Origin of the sequence: Actinophytocola sp., assembly GCF_035762905.1 — a bacterium.
Taxonomy (GTDB): domain Bacteria; phylum Actinomycetota; class Actinomycetes; order Mycobacteriales; family Pseudonocardiaceae; genus DASYTH01.
The window spans coordinates 1-25,298 of the sequence record NZ_DASUCC010000086.1 but is presented as its reverse complement, the minus strand read 5'-3'; the positions used below and the strand labels follow the sequence as shown (position 1 = coordinate 25,298).

23 protein-coding genes are annotated in these 25,298 nt (G+C 71.6%); 6 read left to right on the top strand and 17 right to left on the bottom strand.

Annotated features, from left to right (window positions below; translation table 11 throughout):
* Nucleotides 1-14 precede the first annotated feature (14 nt).
* The 3 genes from VFV67_RS17535 to VFV67_RS17525 are packed head-to-tail and all read left to right on the top strand — an operon-like array spanning nt 15 to nt 1,642.
* Nucleotides 15-260 carry a hypothetical protein gene (locus VFV67_RS17535; RefSeq protein ID WP_326471303.1) on the top strand — a complete coding sequence of 82 codons (246 nt, stop codon included), beginning with the start codon at nt 15-17 and terminating at the stop codon, nt 258-260.
* A gap of 3 nt (nt 261-263) precedes the next feature.
* Nucleotides 264-911, top strand: a complete 648-nt coding sequence (locus VFV67_RS17530) for a DJ-1/PfpI family protein (RefSeq protein ID WP_326471301.1) — start codon at nt 264-266, stop codon at nt 909-911.
* On the top strand, nt 908-1,642 hold the full coding sequence (locus VFV67_RS17525) for a DUF427 domain-containing protein (RefSeq protein WP_326471300.1): 735 nt from the start codon (nt 908-910) through the stop codon (nt 1,640-1,642). The genes VFV67_RS17530 and VFV67_RS17525 overlap by 4 nt, the downstream gene beginning before the upstream one ends.
* Here VFV67_RS17525 and hrpA read toward each other — a convergent pair.
* A complete protein-coding gene (gene hrpA / locus VFV67_RS17520) occupies nt 1,635-5,495 on the bottom strand; it encodes an ATP-dependent RNA helicase HrpA (RefSeq protein ID WP_326471298.1) in 3,861 nt (1,286 codons plus the stop codon). The genes VFV67_RS17525 and hrpA overlap by 8 nt on opposite strands.
* A 303-nt stretch (nt 5,496-5,798) precedes the next feature.
* Nucleotides 5,799-7,064, bottom strand: coding sequence for a pyroglutamyl peptidase (locus VFV67_RS17515; RefSeq protein WP_326471296.1), 1,266 nt, complete (start codon nt 7,062-7,064; stop codon nt 5,799-5,801).
* 151 nt (nt 7,065-7,215) lie between these two features.
* Between VFV67_RS17515 and VFV67_RS17510 the strand changes: the two genes are divergently transcribed.
* Complete coding sequence (locus tag VFV67_RS17510; protein WP_326471293.1) at nt 7,216-7,494, top strand: hypothetical protein; 279 nt, start codon at nt 7,216-7,218, stop codon at nt 7,492-7,494.
* A gap of 7 nt (nt 7,495-7,501) precedes the next feature.
* Here the strand turns inward: VFV67_RS17510 and VFV67_RS17505 are convergent, their stop codons facing one another.
* Nucleotides 7,502-8,479 carry an isopenicillin N synthase family dioxygenase gene (locus tag VFV67_RS17505; RefSeq protein WP_326471291.1) on the bottom strand — a complete coding sequence of 326 codons (978 nt, stop codon included), beginning with the start codon at nt 8,477-8,479 and terminating at the stop codon, nt 7,502-7,504.
* A 69-nt stretch (nt 8,480-8,548) separates the two neighbouring features.
* Between VFV67_RS17505 and VFV67_RS17500 the strand changes: the two genes are divergently transcribed.
* Nucleotides 8,549-9,247 carry a hypothetical protein gene (locus VFV67_RS17500; RefSeq protein ID WP_326471289.1) on the top strand — a complete coding sequence of 233 codons (699 nt, stop codon included), beginning with the start codon at nt 8,549-8,551 and terminating at the stop codon, nt 9,245-9,247.
* A gap of 3 nt (nt 9,248-9,250) precedes the next feature.
* Here the strand turns inward: VFV67_RS17500 and VFV67_RS17495 are convergent, their stop codons facing one another.
* The 14 genes from VFV67_RS17495 to VFV67_RS17430 form a co-directional block, all read right to left on the bottom strand.
* Nucleotides 9,251-9,673, bottom strand: coding sequence for an ATP-binding protein (locus VFV67_RS17495; RefSeq protein WP_326471288.1), 423 nt, complete (start codon nt 9,671-9,673; stop codon nt 9,251-9,253).
* Entirely contained in the window at nt 9,670-9,990 is a 321-nt protein-coding gene (locus tag VFV67_RS17490) for an STAS domain-containing protein (protein WP_326471313.1), read from the bottom strand. The genes VFV67_RS17495 and VFV67_RS17490 overlap by 4 nt, the downstream gene beginning before the upstream one ends.
* A 5-nt stretch (nt 9,991-9,995) precedes the next feature.
* The gene (locus VFV67_RS17485; RefSeq protein WP_326471286.1) at nt 9,996-11,975 is read right to left on the bottom strand and encodes a glycosyltransferase family 2 protein; all 1,980 of its coding nucleotides are present in this window, start codon (nt 11,973-11,975) and stop codon (nt 9,996-9,998) included.
* Nucleotides 11,972-13,171, bottom strand: a complete 1,200-nt coding sequence (locus tag VFV67_RS17480; RefSeq protein WP_326471284.1) for a GAF domain-containing SpoIIE family protein phosphatase — start codon at nt 13,169-13,171, stop codon at nt 11,972-11,974. Before VFV67_RS17480 ends, VFV67_RS17485 begins: the two co-directional genes overlap by 4 nt.
* A 14-nt stretch (nt 13,172-13,185) precedes the next feature.
* Complete coding sequence (locus tag VFV67_RS17475) at nt 13,186-14,379, bottom strand: PP2C family protein-serine/threonine phosphatase (RefSeq protein WP_326471283.1); 1,194 nt, start codon at nt 14,377-14,379, stop codon at nt 13,186-13,188.
* Between the two features lie 94 nt (nt 14,380-14,473).
* Entirely contained in the window at nt 14,474-15,850 is a 1,377-nt protein-coding gene (locus tag VFV67_RS17470) for an alkaline phosphatase family protein (protein WP_326471281.1), read from the bottom strand.
* On the bottom strand, nt 15,847-16,977 hold the full coding sequence (gene eboE, locus VFV67_RS17465; RefSeq protein ID WP_326471280.1) for a metabolite traffic protein EboE: 1,131 nt from the start codon (nt 16,975-16,977) through the stop codon (nt 15,847-15,849). Before eboE ends, VFV67_RS17470 begins: the two co-directional genes overlap by 4 nt.
* Nucleotide 16,978: 1 nt before the next feature.
* Nucleotides 16,979-17,836 carry a TatD family hydrolase gene (locus tag VFV67_RS17460; protein WP_326471278.1) on the bottom strand — a complete coding sequence of 286 codons (858 nt, stop codon included), beginning with the start codon at nt 17,834-17,836 and terminating at the stop codon, nt 16,979-16,981.
* Nucleotides 17,836-18,450, bottom strand: coding sequence for an EboA domain-containing protein (locus VFV67_RS17455; RefSeq protein ID WP_326471276.1), 615 nt, complete (start codon nt 18,448-18,450; stop codon nt 17,836-17,838). The genes VFV67_RS17460 and VFV67_RS17455 overlap by 1 nt, the downstream gene beginning before the upstream one ends.
* Nucleotides 18,447-19,286 (bottom strand): sugar phosphate isomerase/epimerase family protein, encoded by an 840-nt coding sequence (locus VFV67_RS17450; RefSeq protein WP_326471275.1) that lies wholly within the window; start codon nt 19,284-19,286, stop codon nt 18,447-18,449. Before VFV67_RS17450 ends, VFV67_RS17455 begins: the two co-directional genes overlap by 4 nt.
* On the bottom strand, nt 19,283-20,116 hold the full coding sequence (locus VFV67_RS17445; RefSeq protein ID WP_326471274.1) for an SCO3242 family prenyltransferase: 834 nt from the start codon (nt 20,114-20,116) through the stop codon (nt 19,283-19,285). The genes VFV67_RS17450 and VFV67_RS17445 overlap by 4 nt, the downstream gene beginning before the upstream one ends.
* 179 nt (nt 20,117-20,295) lie before the next feature.
* A complete protein-coding gene (locus tag VFV67_RS17440) occupies nt 20,296-21,444 on the bottom strand; it encodes an inositol-3-phosphate synthase (RefSeq protein WP_326471272.1) in 1,149 nt (382 codons plus the stop codon).
* 15 nt (nt 21,445-21,459) lie between these two features.
* Entirely contained in the window at nt 21,460-22,635 is a 1,176-nt protein-coding gene (locus tag VFV67_RS17435) for a Gfo/Idh/MocA family oxidoreductase (protein WP_326471271.1), read from the bottom strand.
* Between the two features lie 2 nt (nt 22,636-22,637).
* Nucleotides 22,638-23,813 carry an ROK family transcriptional regulator gene (locus VFV67_RS17430; protein ID WP_326471312.1) on the bottom strand — a complete coding sequence of 392 codons (1,176 nt, stop codon included), beginning with the start codon at nt 23,811-23,813 and terminating at the stop codon, nt 22,638-22,640.
* A 339-nt stretch (nt 23,814-24,152) separates the two neighbouring features.
* Here VFV67_RS17430 and VFV67_RS17425 point away from each other — a divergent pair.
* A partial coding sequence (locus VFV67_RS17425) for a PQQ-dependent sugar dehydrogenase (protein WP_326471270.1) occupies nt 24,153-25,298 on the top strand: 1,146 nt, incomplete at its 3' end.

Sequence of the window (25,298 nt, the reverse complement as noted above, 5' to 3'; positions counted from 1 at the left end):
CCGAGGAGCCGCCGGTGGACCAGGAACCGGTCGGCGTCGTCGTCTCGGTCGCCGACGACCATCTGGACGGGCTGGACGAGGTGGTCGCCGGGCTGCGCGACGCCGGCATGCGGGTGGACGGCGTGCTGGAGCCGCTCGGTGTGGTCACCGGCACGGTCGAGGAGGCCGCGCTGCCGAACCTGGGGTCGGTGCCCGGTGTGGCCGAGGTCGAACGCCAGCGCGGTCCCGGTGTGCCGCCGCCCGACTCGGAGGTGCAGTAGCCGATGCAGGTCGCGATCCCGCTGTACGACCGGATCACCGCGCTCGACGCGGTCGGCCCCTACCAGGTGCTCGGCATGCTGCCGGGGATCCGGATCGTGCACGTCGGCGCGCGCACCGGCACGGTGCGCACCGAGCTCGGCAGCCTCGGGCTGGTCGTGGACGCCACCTTCGACGAGGTCGGCGCCCCGGACATCGTGCTGGTGCCGGGCGGCCCTGGTGCGCGCGAGCATCTGTCCGGCGGGCCGCTGATGGACTGGCTGCGCGCGGTGGATCCCGGCACCACGTGGACCACGTCGGTGTGCACCGGGTCGCTGGTGCTGGCCGCGGCCGGGCTGCTCACCGGCCGCCGGGCCACCACGCACTGGTCCAGCCGGAACCTGCTGACCGAGCTTGGCGCGACGGCGGTGACCGAGCGGGTGGTGTTCGACGGCAAGTACGTGACCGCGGCCGGCGTGTCCTCGGGCATCGACATGGCCCTGTCCCTTGCCGGCCGGATCGCGGGGGAGCCCGCGGCGCGGGCGGTGCAGCTCGGCATCGAGTACGACCCGCAGCCGCCGTTCGACAGCGGCGCGCTGGAGAAGGCGTCCGACGAGGTGGTCCAGACGCTGCGCGACCTGGTCGCCGCCCGGCGCGATGCGGTCCGGTCATGACCCCGCGGGTGGAGGTCAGCGCCAAGCGGGTGCGGGTGTACCTGGCCGGGCGGCTGGTGGCCGAGTCGACCCGGCCTTCGCTGGTCTGGGAGGTGCCCTACTACCCCGCCTACTATCTGCCCGCCGCGGACCTGGCGGCCAAGCTGGAGGCCACCGGGGAGAGCACGCACTCGCCCAGCCGCGGCGCCGGCACGATCTACGACGTGGTGGTCGACGGGCACGTGGCCAAGGGGGCGGCGGTGCGCTACCGCGACTCGCCGATCCTCGAGCTGCGCGACCTGGTGCGGCTGGACTGGTCGGCGATGGACGAGTGGCTCGAGGAGGACGAGCCGGTCTACGTGCACCCGCGCGACCCGTACAAGCGGGTGGACGTCCTGGCCAGCAGCCGGCACGTCGTGGTCGAGGTCGACGGGGTGCGGGTGGCCGACTCGCGCGCGCCGCGGATCCTGTTCGAGACCAGCCTTCCGCCGCGGTACTACCTGCCGCTGACCGACGTGCGGCTGGACCTGCTGCGCCCGTCGCACACCACGACCATGTGCCCGTACAAGGGAACCGCGAGCTACTGGAACATCGCGATCGGCGACGTGGAGCACCGGGACCTGGTGTGGTGCTACCGGTACCCGGTGCCGGAAAGCCAGAAGATCGCCGGGCTGGCCTGCTTCTACAACGAGAAGGTGGACATCTTCGTGGACGGCGAGCTGCAGGAGCGGCCGAAGACGCCGTTCAGCTGAGCTCGTCGATGGCCCGCCAGATCCGCTTCTCCGACACCGGTTGCGGCGTGCCCAGGGTCTGGGCGAAGTAGCTCACCCGCAGCTCCTCGATCATCCACCGGATCGCGGCGGCGCCTGGCCGCCCGGCGATCTCCCGGTAGGCCCGCGCCACCTCGTGCACCGACGCCATCCAGTCCGCGTCCCGGGCCGGGCGCTCCGGGAGCTTGTCCAGTCTCCGTGCGATGCCGCGCAGGTAGCGCACCAGGTCCGGCAGCCGGTCGTACCCGGTGGCGGTGATGAACCCGCGGTAGATCAGGGCCGCTCGCTGGGCGCGCATGTCGTCGAGCGCCGGACCGAAGGCGGCGCCGGTCATGGCGGCCAGCCGGGTTTCCACGTCGTGCGCGGCGACCAGCACCTGGCGCACAGTGGTGATCACCTCGTAGGCGGTGCGGTCCAGCCCGGCGCGCACCGTCTCGCGCAGCCGGGCGAACCCGGCGCGGTCCCACGCCGGGCCGCCGGCCCGGGCGATCAGCGTGTCCGCGGCGCAGTTCACGCAGTCGTCGAGCAGGTCGGCGACTCCGGTGTGCGGGTTGCGGGACAGGTCCAGTCTGGCGTCGTTGGGCAGCCGGCGGATCAGCTGCTTGACCGGCGACGGGACGGTGAGCAGGGCCAGCCTCCTGGTGCCGCGCCACATCTGGGCCCGCTGTTCCGGCTGGGTGTCGAACATCCGCACCGCGACCGACTCGCCCTCGTCCACCAGCGCCGGGTAGGCGGTCACCACCAGCCCGCCGCGGGATCGCTCGATCGTGCGCGGCAGCTCGTCGATCTCCCAGTCGTGCAGGCCGGTCCGCTCGACGCCGTGCGCCACTGTGGACAGTGCGGCCCGGACCTCGGCCTTGAGCTGCCGCTTGAGCGCGCCGAGATCCTTGCCCTCGGCCAGGGTCCGGTCGGACTCGTCGACCACCCGGAAGGTGGCCTTGAGGTGCGCGGGGACCGCGTCGAGCTGCCAGGCGTCGCGTGGCACGATCACCCCGGTGAGGTCGCGCAGACCGGCGGCGATCGTGTCCAGCGGCGGCGCCGTGGCCGGGTCGATCCGGTCCAGCACCGCCTTGGCGAAGTCCGGCACCGGAACGAAGTTGCGGCGCAACGGTTTCGGCAGCGACCGGATCAGCGCGGTGACCAGCTCGGTACGCAGTCCGGGCACCTGCCAGGGCAGCCCGTCCCCGCCGACCTGGTTGAGCACCTCGAGCGGCACCGTGACGGTCACCCCGTCGTCGCGCTCGCCGGGCTCGAACCGGTAGCGGAGCGGCAGCCGCAATCCGTTCTGTTGCACCGAGTCCGGGAAGTCCTGCGAGCGGAACTCGCGGGCCTCGCTGTTGATCAGCAGCTCCCGGTCGAAGGTCAGCAGGTCCGGATCGGCGCGCCGGGCCTGCTTCCACCAGGTGTCGAAGTGCCGGGCGGACACCACCTCCGGGCCGATCCGGTGGTCGTAGAACTCGAACAGGGTGTCCTCGTCGACCAGGATGTCCCGGCGGCGCGCCCGGTGCTCGAGCTCCTCGACCTCGCCGACCAGCTCGCGGTTGCGGTGGAAGAACTGGTGCCTCGTCTGCCAGTCGCCCTCGACCAGCGCGTGCCGGATGAACAGCTCGCGGGCGGTGACCGGGTCGACCGAGCCGTAGTTCACCGTGCGGTCCACCACCAGCGGCAGCCCGTAGAGCGTGACCTTCTCGGTGGCCAGCACCGCGCCGCGCTGGGCCGACCAGCGCGGCTCGGAGTAGCTGCGCTTGACCAGGTGACCGGCCAGCGGCTCGACCCATTCCGGCTCGATCCGGGCGGCCACCCGGCCCCACAGCCGGGAGGTCTCCACCAGCTCGGCGGCCATCACCCAGCGCGGGGTGCGCTTGAACAGCGCCGATCCGGGGAACACCGCGAACCGGGAGTTGCGCGCGCCGATGTAGTCCCGGTTGACCGGGTCCTTCATGCCGATGTGCGAGAGCAGGCCGGAGAGCAGTGCGATGTGCACGTTTTTCGGATCGGCCGGGGTTCTGCTGAGCGTGCCGCCGAGGCTCTTGGCGACCTGGCGGAGCTGGCCGTAGAGGTCCTGCCATTCGCGCACCCGCAGGTAGTTCAGGAACTCCGCCTTGCACAGCTTGCGGAACCGGTTTGAGGACAGCTCCTTCTGTTGTTCGATCAGGTGGTTCCACAGGTTGAGGAAGCCGAGGAAGTCGGAGTCCTTGTCGACGAACCGGACGTGCATGGCGTCGGCGGCCGCTCGCGCCTCCGCCGGGCGCTCCCGTGGGTCCTGAATGGACAGTGCGGCGGCGATCACCAGAACCTCGTGCAGGCAGCCGTTCTCGCCGGCCTCCAGCACCATCCGGCCGAGCCGGGGGTCGATCGGCAGCTGGGCGAGCCGGCGGCCGATCGGGGTGAGCGCCTCGGACCGGTCCAGCGCGCCCAGCTCACGCAGCAGCGCGACGCCGTCCGAGACGTGCCGGCGGTCCGGGGGGTCGATGAACGGAAACGCCGCGATGTCACCGAGATCGGCGGCGATCATCTGCAGGATGACGCTCGCCAGGTTGGTCCGGAGGATCTCCGGGTCGGTGAACTCGGGGCGGGCGGCGAGGTCGTCCGCGGTGTAGAGCCGGATGCAGATGCCGTCCGAGGTGCGGCCGCACCGGCCGGCGCGCTGGTTCGCGCTGGCTCGGGATACGGATTCGATCGGCAGCCGCTGCACCTTGAGCCGGTTGCTGTACCGGGAGATCCGGGCGGTGCCGGGGTCGATCACGTACTTGATGCCGGGCACCGTGAGCGAGGTCTCGGCGACGTTGGTGGCCAGCACGATGCGCCGGCCGCGGTGCGGTTGGAACACCCGATGCTGCTCGGCGGAGGACAGCCTGGCGTAGAGCGGAAGTATCTCGGTATTGGGCAGCTTGCGGTTGGTCAGCGCGTCGGCGGTGTCCCGGATCTCCCGCTCACCGGACAGGAACACGAGGATGTCGCCCATCGGCTCGGCGGTCAGCTCGTCCACCGCGTCCAGGATGGCCTGGGTCTGGTCCCGGTCCGGGTCGCCGTTCGGGTCGTCCGGGTCCACGACCGGGCGGTAGCGGACCTCCACCGGGTAGGTCCGGCCGGACACCTCGATGATCGGCGCGTCGCCGAAGTGCCGGGAGAACCGCTCCGGGTCGATCGTGGCCGAGGTGATGATCACCTTCAGATCCGGCCGCTTCGGCAGCAGCTGCCTGACGTAACCGAGGATGAAGTCGATGTTCAGGCTGCGCTCGTGCGCCTCGTCGATGATCAGCGTGTCGTACTGGCGCAGCAGCCGGTCGGACTGGATCTCGGCCAGCAGGATCCCATCGGTCATCAACTTGACCAGCGTGTCCTCGCTGCCCACGTCGGTGAACCGGACCTTCCAGCCCACCGCCCCGCCCAGCGGGATGCCCAGTTCCTCGGCGATCCGCTCGGCCACCGTCCGCGCCGCGATCCGCCGCGGCTGCGTGTGCCCGATCGTGCCCAGAATCCCCCGCCCCAGCTCCAGACACATCTTCGGTAGCTGCGTGGTCTTCCCGGACCCGGTCTCCCCCGCCACGATCACCACCTGATGCCCCCGGATGGCCTCCAGAATGTCGTCCCGCCGCGCCGTGATCGGCAACTCCCCCGGATAGCTGACCTCCGGCGCCGCCGCCCGCCGCCGCTCCACCCGCCGCGCGGCCGCCTCGACCTCGCCCCGAATCTCCTCCGCCACCGCCCGCCGCTGCTGTTCCCCCCTGATCTTGCGCACGCCATCCAGCCGACGCTGCAGGCGACGCTGGTCGCGCAACATCAGCTCGGGAAGCCGCCCGCGAACCTCGGCGAGCGAAATCTGGCCATCCATACCCCAACCAGGCTAATCCCCGCCCGCTCCCACTTGCCGCAGACCGGCCCCGCCACCCGGGTGAACCCCGCCAACTCCCGGCAAGTTGCCGTTTCGAGCAGCCGAGTTACCAACCCGGGCCACCGAATTGCCGTTTCCGCACCGATCCCCGGGGGTGGGGCCGCGCGCAGCGCGGTCCCACCCCCGGGCGGTCACCACGGAACGCCGGGCCCGGCTCTGTCAGGTTGACCGACCCGGCGTTCCGAACGCTGTCGGGGACGGCACCCGGGCCATCCGCGTGTGCTGGAGCCTTGCGGCTGGTGGCTAGTCGAGGGTGGCGGCGGCGACGGTGAGGATGGTGCGGACCTGGTTGATGATGTCGGTGCGGTTCTGGATGAAGGTGGGGTCGGTGATCTCGGTGGTGTTGCCCTCGGCGAAGCGGAGGACGGGGGTGTGCAGGTGGCCGCCGGGGGTGGTGGTGTGCAGGGCGTCGCGGAGCAGGGTGGTGCGGTAGGAGATCTCGTTGGACAGGAAGTTGCCGCCGCCGCCCTGGCGGGCGACCGAGCCGGGGGTTGGGCCGGTCGGGCTGGTGACGGGGGCGGTGGCGCCGGCGGGGATCTCGACCACCGCTGTGTTGTCGAAAACGGGGAAGCGGCCGGTGGGGGCGGCGACGATGGTGGCGAACGGCAGGGTGGTTGGGACGAACTCGGGGGCCGGGAGCACCGTGGGGACGGCGGGCGGGATGGGGATGACGCCGGTGCGGGAGACGTTGAGGTTGTCCGGGAATCCGCCGCGCCAGCGGCCGTTGTAGCGCTCGACGTCGAAGCGTTCGGGGCGGCCCTGGCTGACCGTGGTGAACATGTCGACCTGACGGCGGCCGGGCTCGAGGAACGGCTGGAAGGTCTGCTCGACGACACCGGCGGCGAACGGGTCCCAGTTGACCGGGAACATGGCGGTTTCGATGCGAGCGGGGCCGGCGGAGGTCGAAAGCACGGTGCCGTCCAGGGCCAGGGCGGCGGCTCCGGACGGGTTGCTCCGCCGGATGTCCAGGTCGAGTTGGAACGGGTCGAAGCCGCTCACCAGGATCCGGTTGATGCCGCGGCCGGCCGGGAACTGGACCGTGTCCTGGCCCCGGGACGTGCGTTCGAGGGTTTCCAGCAGCCGGTCCCGGTCGGCGGCGGGCAATCCGAAGGCCGGCGTCCACTGCCGGAGCGCGCGGCTGAGGGTGAGCCGGGCCCAGTAGAGCGGCCGGTCGTCGGTGCGGTCCAGGCCGATGGCGGGCAGCCGGCCCTGGGCGCGTTCCACGGCGGCGGTCCACAGCACCTTGCCCTGCACGGCCACCGCCGTCCCGGCCAGGTGCCGGTTCGGCACGGCGCACAGCGCGGCGCCGAAGACCTGCGCGAACCGGTCGAACCCGGTGAGCCGCAGGATCTCCTGCGGCACCGGAAGGGCGAGCCGCTGCTCCTCCACGGTCAGCGGCGCGGCGGGGTCGAAGCAGTCCGGGGTGGTGGCGGTGGCGACGGCGGGCGCGGCGACCAGGCAGGTCAGCGCTGTCGGCACCGCGATCAGCAGGGCACGAATCGAGCGCATCGACGGCTCCTTCGGGTTCGGGGTCGAACCATCCTGGCCCGCCGCCCCCGATTTCTGTAAGACCCGGCCGCCACTTGGGCTCTTAACGGACGCAACCGAATGTGAACCGGATCCGAATGGTTTACGTGTGCCTGGCGGAGGTGGGAGAGAGATGACCAGGAACGAGCTGAACGCATTGCGACACGTCGCGGCCGGAATGGTGCTGTTCCACAATGGACTGTGCGCCGCCGGATACCGGTGGTCGGCCCCGGACGGGTCGAGCGCCGGCCAGGTGCCGCAGTGGGAGTGCGAGGTGCTGGACCTGCTCGAGCGGCGCCGGCTGGTGACGATCCGGCCGGCCGTCGGGGCGCGGGACGTGCCGGTGCAGGTCACCGCCGCCGGGCGCGCCGCGCTGTCCACTGTGGATGATCCGCCACTGGTCGCGGCGTAGCAACGATTCAGAGCACGTCGCGACCGAGGTCGGGGAACACCTTCCCGATCTTGGTCAGCAGGTAGTCACCGTAGCTGCCGCGGAACTCGTGCACGCTGGCCCTGTCCCAGCGCTGCTCCCGGTCGTCGAGCTCGGCCCGCCCGACCGGGGTGACGTCCGCGTCGAAGTTGGGGTCGAAGAAGAACGGCCAGGACAGCCGGTCCCCCACGGTGGACGGCCGCACCCGGTGCGGCGTCGACCGGTACCGGCCGCCGGTGAGCCGGTCGAGCATGTCACCGATGTTGCACACGAACGAGCCGGGAATGGGCGCGGCGTCGATCCAGCCGGACGCCGACCGCACCTGCAGCCCGCCGAGCGAGTCCTGTTTGAGGATGGTGAGCAGGCCGTAGTCGGTGTGCTCGCCGACCCCCCAGGAATCGTCCGGCGCGGCCGGGGTCAGCGGATAGTTGAAGATCCGGAACAGGATCAGCGGGTCGCCGGTGTACCGGTCGGCGAAATAACTTTCCGGCAGGCCGAGGCTCAACGCGATACCGGCCATCAGACGGTGGCCCAGCCGGGTCAGCTCGGCCAGGTACTCGAGCACCGTGCCGCGCAGCTCCGCCGGATGCGCCGGGAACAGGTTGGCACCGTGCAGCGGGGTTCCGGCCCGCACCTTCGGATGGTCGGGCGGCAACTCGGCGCCGAAGTAGAGGCCCTCCTTGAGGTCCGGCCGGCCGGAGGTCAGCTCGTCACCGAGCGGGAAGTACCCGCGCCAGGCCCGGCCACCCCGGGACATCCGGATCTCCAGCTTGCGCGCCGGCTCCTGGTCGAAGAACGCCCGGCTCTGCTCCTCGAGGCGCCGCTGCAACCCGTCGTCCACGCCGTGCCCGACGACGTAGAAGAAGCCGTTCTCCCGGCAGGCGCGACCCAGTTCGGCGGCCACCGCATGCCGCCCCCTCGACCCGTTGACCAGCGGCGTTACGTCGATTACCGAGATTGAGGACACAGGTCCATCCTTCCGCACGGCGGTAGCCTGAAGGGCGCACCGTCTTGTTCTGCTGGGGGGAGTCCCGCGATGTCGCATCCCGAGCACGCGCCGGACCCGTGGTCGCGCGAGGGCCAGGGCCTCACATACCTGCCCTCGTCCGCCCCACCGCAACTCCCGCCTCCGGTCCCGCCGACACCACGGCCGGGCCGGCGGCACGGCTGGGTCTGGATCGCGGTCGGCGTGGTGGGCGCGGTGCTCCTCGGCCTGACCATCTGGGGCGCGGTCGAGGAGGGCGGCCGCCCGGGCGCCACCACCGGCGCCGGTGCCCGGGCCGAGGACGACCCGGTCCGGGAGGTCACGGCGAACGACAACAAGTCCCGGATCACCGTGCCGGCACGCTGGACGGACGCGCCGGCCAGCCTGCGCAACGAGCTGGCCACCCTCCAGGTCAACGATCTACGGACCTCGCAGAGCGTGCTGGTCATCACGTTCAGCAAGGCGGACGTGGACGGCTTCGACGCCTTCGCCGACGCCTGCATCGAGGAGGCCACCACGGTGCTGGTGGACGCCGAGGCCGACGACCCGGTCGACCTCACGATCGGCGGCCTGCCGGCGGTTCGGCAGAAGGTCGTCGGCAAGGCGTCCGGGATCCGGTTCGCCTACTGGTTCACCTGCATCGAGGGGGACACCAGCTACCACGAGGTGGTCGGTTGGACCCTGGCCAGCCGCGCGGACGAGGGCGAGCCGGTCATCCTCGAGGTGATCGACAGCTTCCGGGAGGTCTGACCGCTACCTGGCCCTGGTGTGCTCGGCACCCCGGCGCAGCACCAGCCGCCAGATGTTCTGGTGGTTCTCGTGGTGGTAGTGCACCTCGTCGACGGCGGCGCAGGCCAAGGCCAGGCCACGGCCGGATTCGGCCAGCTCGTCGGGCATGGTCGCACTGCGCGGATCGAACCGCAGCGGCGGCCCGGAGTCCTCGAACAATGCCTCGATCTCGCCACCCCGGTCGGCGAGGGTGATGCTGAAGTCGTCCGTGGCGACGTACTTGGAGATGTTGTTCGCGATCTCGACGGTCGCCGTCTCGAACCTGATGCGTTCGTGCAGCTCGATGTCCGGGCACTGGACCCAGAACGTCTCGAACATGCCGTACACCTGCTCAAGCGACTCGGGTGCGGCCGGCAGCGTCAGCCTGACATCGGCCGGCGTGCTCACTGCAGTGCCTCGGCCACGGTCGGGTAGGGCCGGAGCACCCGGTCCAGGTTGGCCAGTTGGATGATCGTGGCCACCTGCGGCCCCATACAGGCGATCCGGAGGTCGCCACCGGCCTGCCGGGTCGTCTTGAGCCCGGCGATCAGGGCACCGAGTCCGGACGAGTCCATGAACTCCGTTGCGCTCAGGTCGACCACCACCCGGATCCGGTGGTCCTCGACCGCCTTGACCACCATGGAACGCAGTTGCGGGGCGGAGACCATGGTGAGCCGTCCCTGCGGGCGGATGACCGCCGCATCGTCGCCGAATCCGGTGTCCATCTCGATCACGCTGTGCGCTCCTCGGTCGGGGGCCCCTGGTAGCGGGCCGCTTCGATGATCACGCTGAGCACGACGAGGTCGTAGACCACCCAGGCGAGGTTGATCCAGATCGCGCCGGGCTCGGCGGTCCAGCCGAAAGCCAGCCGCACCAACCCGACGATCGCGGCGCCGGCCAGCGCCACGATCGCGGTCAGCTGCGGCCAGATGAGCCGCCACGGAAACTCGCGGCGCTCCTCGCGGACCTTCGGGGTCACCACGAAACCGAGCTTGCGGCCGAAGAAGACGTTGCCGGTGGCGGTGACACACGCCCGGATCCACAACGGGAACAGCGCCAGGCTGTACTGCTGGCCGCGCCAGGTCTTGATCCCGTAGCCGACCGCAAGAAACATCGCCTGCGTGCACAACAGGTACGGGATCAGCCGGGCCATGAAGCCGCCGCTGAAGCTCTGCACCGGGCGGACGGTGAAGAGCAGATAGAGCACCGGGCAGGCGATGTAGACGATGGCGGCGAAGCCGCACAGGTAGCTCCACATCGTGGCGAAGTACATGATCCGCTGCCCCGGGCTCAACCCAGGCTTGGTGAGCGGGTTCTCCTTGAGCAGCACCTGCATCGTGCCCTGCGCCCAGCGCAGCCGCTGGCCCAGCATGGTGGCCAGGCTCTCCGGCGCCAGGCCGTGCGCGAGGATCTCGTGGTGGTAGACGCTGCGCCAGCCGAGCGCGTGCAACCGCATGGCCGTGGTCATGTCCTCGGTCACCGAGATCGTCGCGACCGGCATGATGGGCTGGGCCTCGCTGTCCAGGTCCACGTCGACCGCCTTGATCAGCGCCCGGACCTCCTCCAGCGCGCCCAGCGGGCTCCACTCCCGGTCCGCGAGCCGGTCCAGCGCCGCCTCGTCCACCACCATGGCGCCGATGTCCCGGTCCGCCTCGATCGGCAGCGCCTCGATCTCGGCCAGGTCGGCCTTGAGCTCCTCGAGGTCCGCGGACACCATCCCGCGGCTGGCGGCGTCGATCCGCTCCTGGAAATCGAGGGTGATCACGGCGACCGGCTCCCCGGCCCGCAGCTCGGTGCGGGCCAGCCGGACCGCGGCGTCGATCTGGTCCAACGCATCGACCGCGCCGGGTCCGTACTCCCGGGCCTGGGTGCGGGCCTTGGCCACCACCGATCCGGCGGCGCGCAGCGCGTCGCGGACCGCGGTCTGCACCGCCCGCACGTAGCCGACCACGCCGAGCTGCATCAGCGCGTCGCGGCGCAGCACCGCATTGGACCCGCAGAAGAACGCCGCGTTCCAGCCGTCCTTGCCCTGCTGGATCGGGCCGTAGAACAGCGGTGACTGGCAGCCGAGCGGGTCATGGTCCTCGACGTTGACGAAGTACTGCGGCGTCTGCACGATGGCGACCCTTGGCTCGGTGAAGTAGCCGAGCGTGCGGTCCAGGATGGCCGGCAGGGGCACCTGGTCGGCGTCGAGGATCAGCAGGAACTCTCCCTCGGTGACGAACAGCGCGTTGTTCAGGTTCCCCGCCTTCGCGTGCCGCGGCCGGTCGGCCCAGTCCGTGCTGCGGGTGAGGTAGCCGATCCCCTCGCCCTCCGCCGCCGCGCGCATCTCCGACCGGTCCCCGTCGTCGAGCACCCAGGTCTGGTGCGGGAACCGGATCCGGTGCGCGGCCCGTGCCGTGTCCATCACCAGGTCCACCGGCTCGTTGTAGGTGGTGATGAACACGTCCACGGTCGCGTCCGGCGCCGGGGGCGGCGGCTCCCCGCGGTCGCGCAGGCGCCACATGGTTGCGCCGAAGAAGAACGTGTCGATCAGGCTGTAGGTCTCGGCGAGGATCAGCGGCACCGCGATCCAGGCGGCCGACCAGTTGATCGAGTCCAACCACCGCCAGACCAGGTAGTTGATCCCGAACACCGCCGCAAGTACGGCCGTCACCCTGATCAGGCCCAGCCGCACCCGCCACCGGCGCGACGGAGGCTGTTCGGTCACGAAGGAACCCGCCGGATCACGTACACGGTGACGTCGTCGGCGAGGACGGTGTCCCTGGCCCGCTCCGCGAAGTGGTCGACGATCGCCTGGGCGCCCCGGTCCGCGCAGGCGTATGCCTCCCTGGCGATTACCTCGAGCGAGGCGACCGTGCCGTCATAGAGGTCGAGCAGGCCGTCGCTGAACATGAGCGCGATCTCGCCCGGCCCGATCTGCACCGCCACCTCGGGCCGCGTCTCGCCGGGCAACACGCCCAGCGGGAGGCTTCCCATGCCGGTCGGCCGCTCGCGCACCGTGCCGTCCGGGTACATCGACATCATCAGGCCGTGTCCGGCGTCGACGTAGCGCACCCGGTGCGTCTCGGGATCCAGCTCGCCGTGACAGACAGTGATCATGGTTGCGGTGCTCTCCAGCTCCTCGCGCAGGGCGAGGTCGGCGAACTCGACCGCCTGTGCCGGCGGGTACTGGCGCCCGGCGGCCCGCAGGATGTTGCACGCCACGGACATCACCATCGCCGCGCCGATCCCCTTTCCCATCACGTCGCCGAGGGTCATCGCCAGGCCCCGGTCGGTGTGGTACCAGTCGAAGAAGTCCCCGCCCACCCCGCGGCACGGCACGCAGGTCGCGGCGATCTCGTACCCGGGCACGTGCGGCGGGTTCTCCGGCATCAGCTTGCGCTGCACCTCCGCGGCCTGATCGAGCTCCGCGGAGTGCCGCAGCTCCCGCTCCACCCACCATTTCAGCTCCGCAAGCAGCTTCTCGTCCCGCTCGGAGAAGGTCCGGGACCGGTGGTCCACCACGAACAGCGTGCCCACATGGGTTCCGCCCGGTGAGATGACCGGCTGCCCGGCGTAGAACCGGATCGCCCGTTGCCTCGCGAGCACCCCGTACCCGGCGCTCGGCGGCACGGCCTCGACCACGTGCGTACCCGAGTGGGCCATCGCCGTCCGGGCCAGTTCCCTGGCCTCCGTGGAGTCCGTCGAGGGCAGACCGATCGCCGACTTCAGGAACGGGTGGCCGGCGTCCTGCATGGCGATCCCGGCTCCGGCGGCGTCGAACACCTGGCGGGTCAGCAGCGCGAGCCGGTCGAACCGCTCCTCCGGCCCGGTGTGCAGAACACCCAGGTTCTCCAGCTCCTGCGCCTGGATCGCCTCGGCACCGCTGGGCCGCAGCTGCCGGGGAAACGACACGCTCGTCATCACTTCGCCTCCGGTCAGCCCGATGCACTTCGCCGGTACGCGCACACGGTGACGTCGTCGGACCGGGCATGTTCCAGGGCGCGCTGGACGAAGTGGTCGACGATGGCCTGCGGGCCGCGGTCGGCGACCGCGCGGGCGGCCTGGGCGATCGCGTCGACCGGGTCCGCGGTGGAGTCGTAGAGGTCGAGCAGGCCGTCACTGAAGATGAACGCGGTGTCCCCTGGCATCAGCCGCATCGCGATCTCCGCGCGCTTCTCGTCGGGCAGGACGCCGAGCGGAAGACTCTTCAGCTCGGGCGGGGGCCTGCGCACGGTTCCGTCCGCGAGCAGTGAGCACATCAGCCCGTGCCCGGCATCGACGTAGCGGACCACGCCGGTCTCGGGGGTCAGCTCGCCCTGACAGACAGTGATCATGGTTGCGGTGCTCTCCAGCTCCTCGCGCAGGGCGAGGTCGGCGAACTCGACCGCCTGTGCCGGCGGGTACTGGCGCCCGGCGGCGCGCAGGACGCTGCACGCCGCGGACATCACGATCGCCGCGCCGATTCCCTTTCCCATCACGTCACCGAGGGTCATCACCACACCCCGATCGGTGTGATACCAGTCGAAGAAGTCCCCGCCCACCCCGCGGCACGGCACGCACGCCGCCGCGAACTCGTACCCGGGCACGTGCGGCGGGTGCTCCGGCATCAGCTTGCGCTGCACCTCCGCGGCCTGATCGAGCTCCGCGGTGTGCCAGAGCTCTCGCTCCACCAGCCACAGCAGGTCCGCAAGCAGCTTCTCGTCCCGCTCCGAGAAGGTCCGGGACCGGTGGTCCACCAGGAACAGGGTGCCCACCCGGGTCCCCCCCGCCGACAGCACCGGCAGGCCCGCGTAGAAGCGAATCGGCCGCGACTTCTCGAGCATCCCGAACCCGGCGTCCGGCGACACGCCGTCGATCACCTTCAGGTCCGAATGGGACACCGCGAACCTGGCCAGCGTCTCGGCTTCGGCGGAGTCCAGCGCGGCAAGGCCGGTCGCCGCCTTCAGGAACGAGTGGTCCCCGTCCTGCATGGCGATCCCGGCTCCGGCGACCTCGAACGCCTGGCGGGCCAGCAGCGCGACCCGGTCGAACCGCTCCTCCGGCCGGACATGCAGCACACCGAAGTTCGCCAGTTCCAGCGCCGGGGCGTGCTCGGTTCCCCTGGACGGACGCTCCCTGGGAACCGTCACGCCCGTCATCGCATCGCCTTCCGTCCGCCCGAAACCCGACGCCTGCCAGCATGCGCCAATCGGCGTGCACTTTCCGGGTGGAACGGTCACCCCATCAGGTGAAGGTGTGCGGGCGGACGGTGCGGGCGGCCAGCCGAAGCAGGAGGTCCTTCACCTCCGTGGCGGCGTAGCGGTCGCGGGCCTCGACGGAATCGGAGCAGAGCAGGACCGGGCCGTCGGCCGGGTCGTCCGGCAGCCGGCCGTGGCTGCCGCGCACGCCCGACGGGTCGAGCGGGACCACGTTCATCGTGTAGCGCAGGCCGAGTTTCCTGCGCAGCAAAGCAAGTGCGGCGCGGGGTTTGCCGTGCCGGTCGAACAGCAGCTCGGCCGGGTCGTAGCCGGGCTTGCGGTGGATCTCGACGGTTCGGGCGAAGTCCGGGGCGCGGTCGTCGTCGAGCCAGTAGTAGTAGGTGAACCAGGCGTCCGGATCGGCGACGGCGACCAACTCGCCGGCGCGCGGGTGGTCCAGGCCGTACCGGGCCTTGCCGGCCGGGTCGAGGATCTCGGCCACGCCGGGCAGCCCGGCCAGCACCGCGCGGGTGCGGGCCAGGTCGCCGGGGTCCCGGACGTAGACGTGGGCGATCTGGTGGTCGGCGACCGCGAACGCCCGCGAGGTCCACGGATCGAGCAGCTCGGCGCCGTCCTGCACGTAGACCTCCAGCAGCCCGGCCCGGCGCAGCGCGCGGTTGATGTCCACCGGGTGCCGGACGGCGGTGATGCCGTACTCGCTGAGCACGACCGTGGTCGCGCCGGCCGCGTCGATGTCGGCCAGCAGCGGGGCGACGGCGGTGTCCAGGTCCCGGGCGGCCGCAACCGCCTCGGGTCCGTCCGGGCCGAACCGCTGCAGGTCGTAGTCCAGGTGCGGCAGGTACACCAGCAGGCAGTCGACCGGGTGTTCGGCCAGGATTTTCCGTGCGGCGCCGACGATCCATCGGGTGGACCTGATGCCGGCGGTCGGCCCCCAGTAGGTGAACAGCGGGAAGTCGCCGAGCCCGGCGGTCAGCTCGTCGTGCAGCGCGGCCGGCCGGGTGTAGCAGTCCGGCGACTTGCGGCCGTCGGCGTGGTAGACCGGGCGCGGGGTGACCAGCAGGTCGGTGTCCGCACCCATGGCGTACCACCAGCACACGTTGGCCACCCGCCAGTCCGGCCGCCGCGCCCGGGCGGCCTCCCACAGCTTCTCGCCGCCGACCAGCGCGTTGTGCTGCCGCCACAGGAGAACCTCGCCCAGGTCACGGAAGTACCAGCCGTTGCCGACGATTCCGTGCTCGCGCGGCGGCGCGCCGGTCAGCAGGGTGGCCTGCACCGAGCAGGTGACCGCCGGCAGCACTGTGTCCAATGTGGACTGAAAGCCGGTGGTGGCGATCCGGCTCAGGTTCGGCATGTGCGGCAGCAGCCGCGGGGTGAGCCCCACGGCATCGAGGACCACGATCATGCGACCTCCTCGAGGCCGAGGGCGAGCAACTCGGCGCGGGTCCAGGCCAGTTCCTGGGCGAGCCCGTCGACCAGATCGGCGTCCGGGCGCGGCCCGGCCGGCAGCACCTGCCAGGTGTAGGTCTCCACCTCGATGTGTGTGGTGGACGGGTGCGCACCGGACAGCAGCGCGGACAGGGTGTCCCGCAGCATCGGCCCGGTGCTGGACAGCACGCCGTCCGGCGCGGCGTGCACCGGAACGTGGAAGTGCACCCGCCACGGCGCCCGGCCCGGCAGGCCGCCGGCGATGGCCTGGTCCAGGTCGTCCACGCCACCGCCGCCGCGTTCCCTGGTCTGGTGCAGGAACCGGGGCTCCACGAACGGCGCCAGCGCCCGCCGGTCGGCCGGGTCCTCCAACTCGAGCGCGCACGAGGCCTGCAGCTTGATCACCGGCAGCCCGGCGAGGGCCAGCCGGTTCACCACGTCCTTCGGCTCCTCGAAGCCCACCGCGAGATGGCAGGCGTCCAGGCACACCCCGAGCCATTCCGTGTCCACATAGGACAGATGGTGGACCGCGTCGGTGATGGTATCGACCACACAGCCCGGCTCGGGCTCGAAGCCGACCCGGACCGGCCGGTCCAGTGCGGCCAGCCGGACGGCCAGCGTGTCCAGTTGCCGGCGGACCGCGCCGGCCCGCGCGTTGTTCCAGGGCGTGCGCCAGGCCAGCGGCAGCGAGGAGATGCTGCCCCGCGGGACGTCGTCGGGCAGCAGCGCGGTCAGCACCCGGGCCAGCGCGAGGGTGTACTCCAGCCGCGCCGGCGAGGTCCAGTCCGGCGAGTAGACCTTGTGCTTGACCACCGGGTCGTGAAACCCGCGGTACGGAAACCCGTTGCAGGTCACCACTTCCAGCCCGTGCGCGGCCAGCTCGGCGCGCAGCCGGTCCACCGCGACCGGGTCGTCGTCGAGCGCGGCGGCCAGATCCGCCGACAGCCACAGGCCGACGCCGAGCCGGGCCACGCCCAGCCGGTCCCGGACCGGGGCGGCGTACCGGGTGAGCTGGGCCAGCACGCCGGCCAGGTCCTCGGCCGGGTGCACGTTGGTGCAGTAGGCGAGATGGACGACGGTGCCGTCCCGGTGCCGGAACCGCACCCTACTCCCGCCCCCCGCGCAGCACGGAGTTTCCCAGGAACTCCCCGGCCAGTGAAGCGTCCACTTCGGACACGTCCAGCCGTCCGCTCTGCCCGTAGAAGTCCACCGGGTTCTGCCAGAGCACCCGGTCCACATCGTCCTCGGTGAACCCGCCGGCCAGCATCGCCGCGCCGGTCAGCGCGGTGCGCAGCGGGTCGCTGCGGCCCCAGTCCGCCGCGGAGTTCACCAGCATCCGTTCGACCCCGAACTCACGCAGGATGCGCACCATCCGGTCCGGGTCCATCTTGGTGTCCGGGTAGATGGAGAACGCCATCCAGCAGCCGGACTCGGCGACCATGCCCACGGTCACCTCGTTGAGGTGGTCCACGACGACCCGCTCGGGCGCCAGGCCCGACTCGCGCACCACGTCCAGGGTGCGCCGGGTGCCGGCCGCCTTGTCCCGGTGCGGGGTGTGCACCAGCACCGGTAACTCGTGCTCGGCGGCCAACTGCAACTGCCGGGCGAACGCGGTGTCCTCCTCCGGGGTCATCGAGTCGTAGCCCACCTCGCCGACCGCCACCACCCGGTCCTTGGCCAGGTATCTCGGCAGCAGGTCGAGCACCTCGACGCAGCGCGGATCGTTGGCCTCCTTGGGGTTCAGCGCGATCGCGCAGTGATGCGCGATGCCGAACTGGGCCGCCCGGAACGGTTCCCAACCGAGCAGCGAGTCGAAGTAGTCCACAAAGGACCCGACGCTGGTCCGCGGCTGTCCGAGCCAGAACGCCGGCTCGACAAGGGCCCGCACCCCGGCCGCGTACATCTGCTCGTAGTCCGCCGTGGTTCGCGAGGTCATGTGGATGTGCGGATCAAAGATGCGCATCAGCCCTCCTCGGCACGCAGCTCCGGAACGATCATAAGCAGGTCCGGCGGAACCGGCCGGCCGGCGGCCCGGCGCTCGTCGGCGAACGCGCGCATCATGCGCACCAGCTCGGCGTCCCGGCGCCGGTCCAGATCGGCCACCCAGGCCAGCGGAATGCCGAGGAACACGCACTTCAACACGGCCTGGCGCCAGGCGTCGATCGGCAGGTGCGTGGCCGAGTACGGGCCGAGCGCGGCGGCGATCAACCGGGTGTCGTTGGTACGCAACGCATCCTGCACCAGGGGCAGGCCGGAGTCGCCGATCTTGAGCAGCGGCAGCGCGCGCAGCACCGCCCGCCGCTCGGCCGCGTCGCCGTAGTTGTAGACCGCGGTCACGTCGGCGATCCCGGCGCCGATCAGCAGCAGCGTGCGCACCGCGTCGTCCACCGTCCAGCCGATCAGCTCGGGATCGTCGGTCCACAATTGGCCGCGACCGCACTTGCGGCCCACCGCGGGGAACAGCCGGGCCAGCGCGGCCGGGTCGGCGGCGATCTGCGAGCGCGCCTCGGCCAGCCACATCGCACCTGACGGTTCCAGCGCCTTGTTCACCGCGGCCTGTATCGACTCGATCCTCATGCCGGCACCCCCACCGTCTCCGCGTCCCGCAGGAACGCCAACGATCGCTCGGCCAGCGCCGGAGCGGCGTGGCTGTGCCGGGGCAGCTCGACCGCCACCAGCCCCCGGTATCCCACCTCGGCCAACGCGGCCAGCACCGGCGGAAAGTCGATCTCGCCGGTGCCGAGCTCGAGATGCTCGTGCGTGCCCCGCCGCATGTCGTCGATCTGCACGTGCGCCAGCCGCGGTCCGGCGGCGCGCACGCAGTCCGGCACCGGGGCCGGCTCGTTGCACCGGCAGTGCCCGATATCCAGCGTCAGCCGCAACGGCTCCGGATCGCCGAGCGCGGCGGCCAGCTTGCGGAAGCCGGCCAGATCCTCGACCAGCATCCCCGGCTCCGGCTCGAACCCGAGCGGCATCCCGCGCCGCTGCGCGTGCTCGACCAGGGCGGCGCAGCCGGACACCAGCCGCTGCCAGGCCTCGTCGCCGGCCAGTTCCGCGGGCGCGACGCCGCTCCAGAACGAGACGGCCTCGGCGCCGAGATCCGCGCCGACGTCCACCGCCAGCCGCAGGAACTCGGCCCGTTTGGCCGGTTCGTCGGACAACAGCGTCGGCTCGTGCTTGCGCCACGGATCGAGCAGGTACCGGGCGCCGGTCTCGATCACCACGCCGAGGCCGAGCTCGGCCAGCCGGCGGCCGACCGCGGCCGTGCGCCGGCGCAGGTCCGGCGCGAACGGATCGAGGTGCGCGTGGTCCAGGGTCAGCGCCACCCCGGCGTAGCCGAGGTCGGCGATCACCGCCAGCGCGTCGGCCAGCCGGTGGTTGGCGAACCCGTTGGTTCCATATCCGAACCTCACGTCGCCGCCACCTTCCGGGAGAGCCGGCGAGCAAGGGGAAACGCCAGGGCGACCGGCACCGCAACGCGCACCGATCCGGCCCGGGCCAGCAGGGAGGCCTGCAAGGGCATGAGACCAAGAATGCCGGCGCCGACGGCTCGCCGGACAGGTCCGGACGTGGGATCTCGGATCGCCGCGGACTGCGCCGATCCGACGCTGCCGGCGTAGCAGGCGGCCAACCCGGCGGCGGCGAGCCGGGCGAACCGGCCGGCCCGCCGGCCGGGAGTCAGCGCGGCGCCGGTGATCGCCACCGTGATCGCCAGCGTCGCCTTCGGCACCGCGGTGGTCATCCCGTGCACCTCCCCGCGGGAGAGCAGGGTCACTCCGAGCGTATGCGTCCCGACGGCGACCGCGGCCGGTATGGCGGCCCGCCCGCCGCCGGCACCGAGCAGCACGTCGAGGGCCCGCGCGGCGGCCATCGCCACCGGGCCGGCCGGGGTGGACTTCAGCGCCAAGTCGTAGGCCCAGACGGTGCCGGCGAGCGGAACGGCGACCCGCAGCCCGGCCCGGCCGCCGGCCAGCCCGGCAAGCCCCACCCCGGCGGCGGTCAGCCCGGCGGCCAGGCCAAGCGCGAACCGCGGCGAGACCCGGCCGGACGGGATCGGCCGTTCCGGCCGCTCCACCCGGTCCAGTTCCCGGTCGGCCCAGTCGTTGAGCGCCATCCCGGCCCAGTACAGACAGACCGTCGCGGCCGGGACGATGGCCGAGCGGGCGCCGAACGGCCAGCCGGCCGCGGCCGCTCCGGCCAGCGAGTCGCCGGGGACACTGAGCGCAGCAGGTGCCCGGACCAACTCGACGACGTCACGGACTGTTCCGCCGCTCCGGAATTCACTGCTGTGGTCACGTCGGGCGAGGAATGGTGCCGGTTGGCCACGTACCTGTGGCTGGCTTGCGTCACGTTCCCCTGAGGTGCGGTTGGCAGACCCGCGACCTGATCCGACACCTGAGGTTGACTCGCTCGCAGGCTCGCTCATGGCAGGGCTGCTGCCCAAGCGCACAGCTGGTCGTACTGGCTGGCGATGCGGTGCTCGGTGCTGCCGACCGGATCCTTGAAGAAGAACGCCAGCGCACCGAGCGGCCCGACCAGGCCGGCCCGGTGCGCGCGGGCGGTGAGCCGGGCGAGGTCGAGCACCAGCGGCGCGGCCAGCGCGGAGTCGCAGCCCTGCCAGGTGAACTGCAGGCTCATCCGGACACCGAGGAACCCGGCGAACGTGACGTGGTCCCAGGCGGTCTTCCAGTCGCCGAGGTCGGCCACGTAGTCGATGTGGGTCTGGCCGTCCACCGGGTAGCCGAGCATCTCGCCGAGACCGCGCTGCTTGGCGGCGGTCTTGCTGGCCGCCGCCCGCGGGTCGGCCAGCGTCGCGCCGTCCCCGCCGCCGAGCAGGTTGGTGCCCGACCAGGACAGCACGCGCAGCGCCCTGGCCGCGAACATCGGTGCGAGCGCGGACTTCACCAGCGTCTCGCCGGTCTTGCCGTCACTTCCGGCGTAGGGCAGCCGTTCCCGGAGAGCCAGCGCGTGCAGGGCCGGCAGTCGGGCGCCGGTGGACGGGGTGAAGTCGACGAACGGGCAGCCGGCGGTGAACGCGGCGTAGGCATACAGCGAGCTGGCCGGTAACAGGTCGGTAGTGGAAAGCAACCCTTTGTCCAGCGCGGCCCGGTCGGCGTGCTCGGGGCGCGGCGCGGTGACCGGTTCCGTGGACGACACGTTGATCACCACGACCCGGTCCAGCTCGTTGCGGGTGCGGAAGGCGACCAGGTCGGCGCATAACCGCTCGACCGTGCCGGCCTGCGGGTGACCGTCGTCCCGGTGCGCGCCCGGCCGGATCTCGGCCTCGGCGGCCGCCAGGTCCGCGGCCACCGCCGCCGGCAGCGCTGCGGGCAGCACACCGGCCGCCACCAGCCGCTCGGCCCGCTTGGTCAGCGGCGTATCGGCCACGTCGTGGCCGCCGAACACGAGATCGGACAGCGGCGGCAGGCCGGCGGCGGCCAGCGCCGGGGTCTCGCCGACCAGACCGATCGGCTCGACCAGACCGGCACGTACGGCGGCGGCGCCGGCGATGGCGGTGACCGCAAGCGAGCCGCGGGCTCCGACCAGCCACACCCCGGTTCGTCCGGCCATCGCCGCCCCCGTGAATCACACTCGGGCCGGTGCCTCCACGGCGACCCAGCCGGCGGACTGCTTCGCGCTTCGCTCCACCGCGTCGAGCACCAGCTGCACCTGCAACCCGTCGGCGAACGTGGGTTCCGGAGTGGTCGCCTCGGCGATCGCGTGGATCAGGTCGCGCACCTCGTGGGTGAAGCTGTGCTCGTAGCCTAGCCCGTGCCCGGGCGGCCACCAGGCGCCCACGTACGGGTGCACCGGCTCGGTCACCAGGATCCGGGTGAAGCCCTGCGTCGCCGCCGGCCCGGTGGCGTCGTGGAACTCCAACTCGTTGAGCCGCTCCAGGTCGAACGCGAGCGAACCGAGGTCGCCGTTGACCTCGATCCGCAACGCGTTCTTCCGGCCGGTGGCGAACCGGCTGGCCTCGTAGGTCGCCACAGCGCCGCCGTCCAGCCGGGCCAGGAACAGCGCGGCGTCGTCCACGGTCACCGGGCCGCGGGCGCCGTTGGCGGTGTGCTCGGGCAGCGGCCGCTCCTTGATGAACGTCTCGGTCAGCGCGCTGACCGAGCTGATCCGCTGGCCGGTGATGAACTGCGACAGGTCGACGATGTGCGCGCCGAGGTCGCCGAGCGCGCCCGAGCCGGACACCTCCTGGCGCAGCCGCCAGACCAGCGGGAACTCCGGGTCGACGATCCAGTCCTGCAGGTACACGGCGCGGACGTGGCGAAGCGTGCCCAGCCTGCCCTCGGCCACGATCTGCCGGGCCAGGGTCGCGGCCGGCACCCGGCGGTAGTTGAACCCGACCATGGCCCGGACTCCGGAGCGCTCCGCCCGGCGGGCCGCCTCGAGCATCGTCGTCGCCTCTTCGACGCTGTTGGCCAGCGGCTTCTCGCACAGCACGTGCTTGCCGGCTTCCAGCGCGGCGATGGCGATCTCGGCGTGGCTGTCCCCCGGAGTGCAGACGTCGACCAGGTGGATGTCGTCCCGCTCGATCAGCCGGCGCCAGTCGGTCTCGTGGCTGCGCCAGCCCAGCGTGGCGGCGGCGGCGGCCACCCCGGCGGGGTCCCGGCCACAGATCGCGGCCATGTCCACGCGCATGGGTAGCTCGAAGAAATTGCCTACAGTGCGCCAGGCCTGGGAATGTGCGCGGCCCATGAAGGCATAGCCGGCCATCCCGATGCCGAGCGTGGGGGTGGAGTCGTCGGTCATGATCACCTCGTCGGTTCGGCGTAGACAAGGTCGCTGATCATGCGGGCGGCGCCGATCACGCCCGCGTCCTCGCCGAGCTCGGACATGACCAACGGCAGGTTGTTCGTAGCCAGCGGCAGTGACCTGCGGTACACCGCGCTGCGGATCTCGGCGAGCAGGACGTGGCCGATGCCGGCCACCCCGCCGCCGATCACGATCAGGCTGGGGTTGAAGAAGCTGACCAGGCCGGCGAGCACCAGGCCGAGGTGCCGGCCGCCCTCCCGGACCAGCCGCAGCGCCACCGGATCCCCGGCGGCCAGCGCGTCGGCCACGTCGGTGGCGGCAAGGGTGCCGCGCTCGGCGAGGCGCATGCCGAGGAACGGCGACTCGCCGGTGCGGGCGACCGCCTCCGCCGAGCGGGCCAGCGCGGCACCGGAGAAGAACGCCTCGAGACAGCCGAGGTTGCCGCAGCCGCACGCCGGGCCGTCCTCGTCGACCTGGATGTGCCCGATGTCGCCGGCCGAGCCGTTGGCGCCGCGGTAGACCTCGCCGTGCACCAGGATGCCGCAGCCGACCCCGGTGCCGATCTTGACGAACAGCAGATCGTCGGAGTTTCTGGCCACGCCGGCCTGCTTCTCCCCCAGCGCCATCACGTTGACGTCGTTGTCCACCAGCACCGGGCAGCCCAGCTCGCGCATCAGGGTGTCGCGGACCGGGTACTGGTCCCAGCCGGGCATGATCGGCGGCGCGTACGGCACGCCGTCCCGGAAGCTCACCGGGCCGGGGAGCCCGATGCCCAGGCCGTTGAGCCGGGGCAGGTGACCCTGGTCGCGCAGCTTGCCGACCAACTCGACCACCCGGTCGAGCACCCGCTGCGGCCCTTCCCGCACGTCCAGTTCCTCGGCGACGTGCTCGAGCACCTCGAGCTCACCGTCGGTGGCCGCGACGTCCACACTGGTCGCGCCGATGTTGACGCCGGCGAACCGCACCGCGGAGGCGACCCGGACCACGGCCGGCCGCCGGCCGCCCCGCGACTCGGCCAGCCCGGCCTCCTCGACCAGGCCCAGCTCGATCATCCGGTCCAGCTCCGCGACCACCCGGGATCGGGACAGCTCGACCAGGTCGCCCAGCTCGGCTTTGGACTGGGCGCCGCGATCCCGCAGCACGCGCAGCAGCCGGGCCTGCGGCGACATACCCATCACGCCCGGGACTGTAGCCCACTACCGTCGGCTGGCGGAAGAACTCTGCTTCGATCGTGGCGAACTTCTGTCGATTTTGAAAGAAGTGGCGGTTTCTTCCGCCAGAATCGGCAGAACTTTTGCTTGACGGCAACATATTATCTGACTTACTTTCAGTAGCTGAGCCATCCGATTCGAGTGATCGCCGCGAACGGACGACCACGGCCGCACCGCCGCGCGCCAACCCGTGCGGCGGCACTGTGGGGCGGGACCACAGGTGCTCTGGCGTCGGACTCGCGGGCCGACCTGTCGAACCCGCGCGATGGACCTCGTCACCCGGCTCAAAAGGTGGACCCTGCCATGAAAATCCCCACCCCCGCGGCCCTGTCGGTGGCCGCGTTACTCTTCGCCGCCGGCGCGGTGGCGACCACGATCACCTCAGCCGTCCCGGCGGCCGCTCACCCGGTCAACCAGGCTGACTTCCAGCAGATCGAACTGGCCAGAGGGGTCGGCGAGATGGGCGAGCCGATCTCGCTTGCCGTGCTGCCGGACCGCTCGGTGCTGCACACCGCCCGCAACGGCGTCCTGCGCCGGACCGACGCGGCCGGCAACACCGCGGTCATCGGCACCATCCCGGTGTACTCGCACGACGAGGAGGGCCTGCAGGGCGTCGGCGTCGACCCCGGCTTCGCCGGCAACCGGTTCGTCTATCTCTACTTCGCTCCACCACTGTCCACGCCGGCCGGCGACGCCCCGGCCAGCGGCTCGAACTTCTCCGCCTGGGTCGGGGTCAACCGGCTGGCCCGGTTCACCCTCAACACCGACTTCACGCTCAACATGGCCAGTCAGATGACCGTGCTCGACGTGCCGGCCGACCGCGGCATCTGCTGCCACGTCGGCGGGGACATCGACTTCGACGCGGCCGGCAACCTGTATCTGTCCACAGGGGACGACACCAACCCGTTCGCCTCGGACGGCTACTCCCCGATCGACGAGCGCACCGACCGCAACCCGGCGTTCGACGCGCAGCGCAGCTCGGCCAACACCAACGACCTGCGCGGCAAGGTGCTGCGGATCCGGGTCAACGCCAACGGAACCTACGCGATTCCGGCCGGCAACCTGTTCCCGCCGGGCACCGCGGGCACCCGGCCGGAGATCTACGCGATGGGCTTCCGCAACCCGTTCCGGATGAGCGTGGACAAGGCGACCGGGGTGGTCTACCTCGGTGACTACGGCCCGGACGCCGGGTCGGCCAGTGCCACCCGCGGCCCGGGCGGGCAGGTCGAGTTCAACCGCATCACCTCCGCGGGCAACTACGGCTGGCCCTACTGCACCGGGTCGAACTCGACGAACGAGACCTACGTCGACTTCACGTTCCCGTCCGGACCGTCCGGTGCGCGCTACAACTGCGCCGCGCCGGTCAACAACTCCCCGAACAACACCGGCCTGACGAACCTCCCGGCCGCGCGCGCCGCGTGGATCCCCTACGACGGGTGCTCGGTCGCC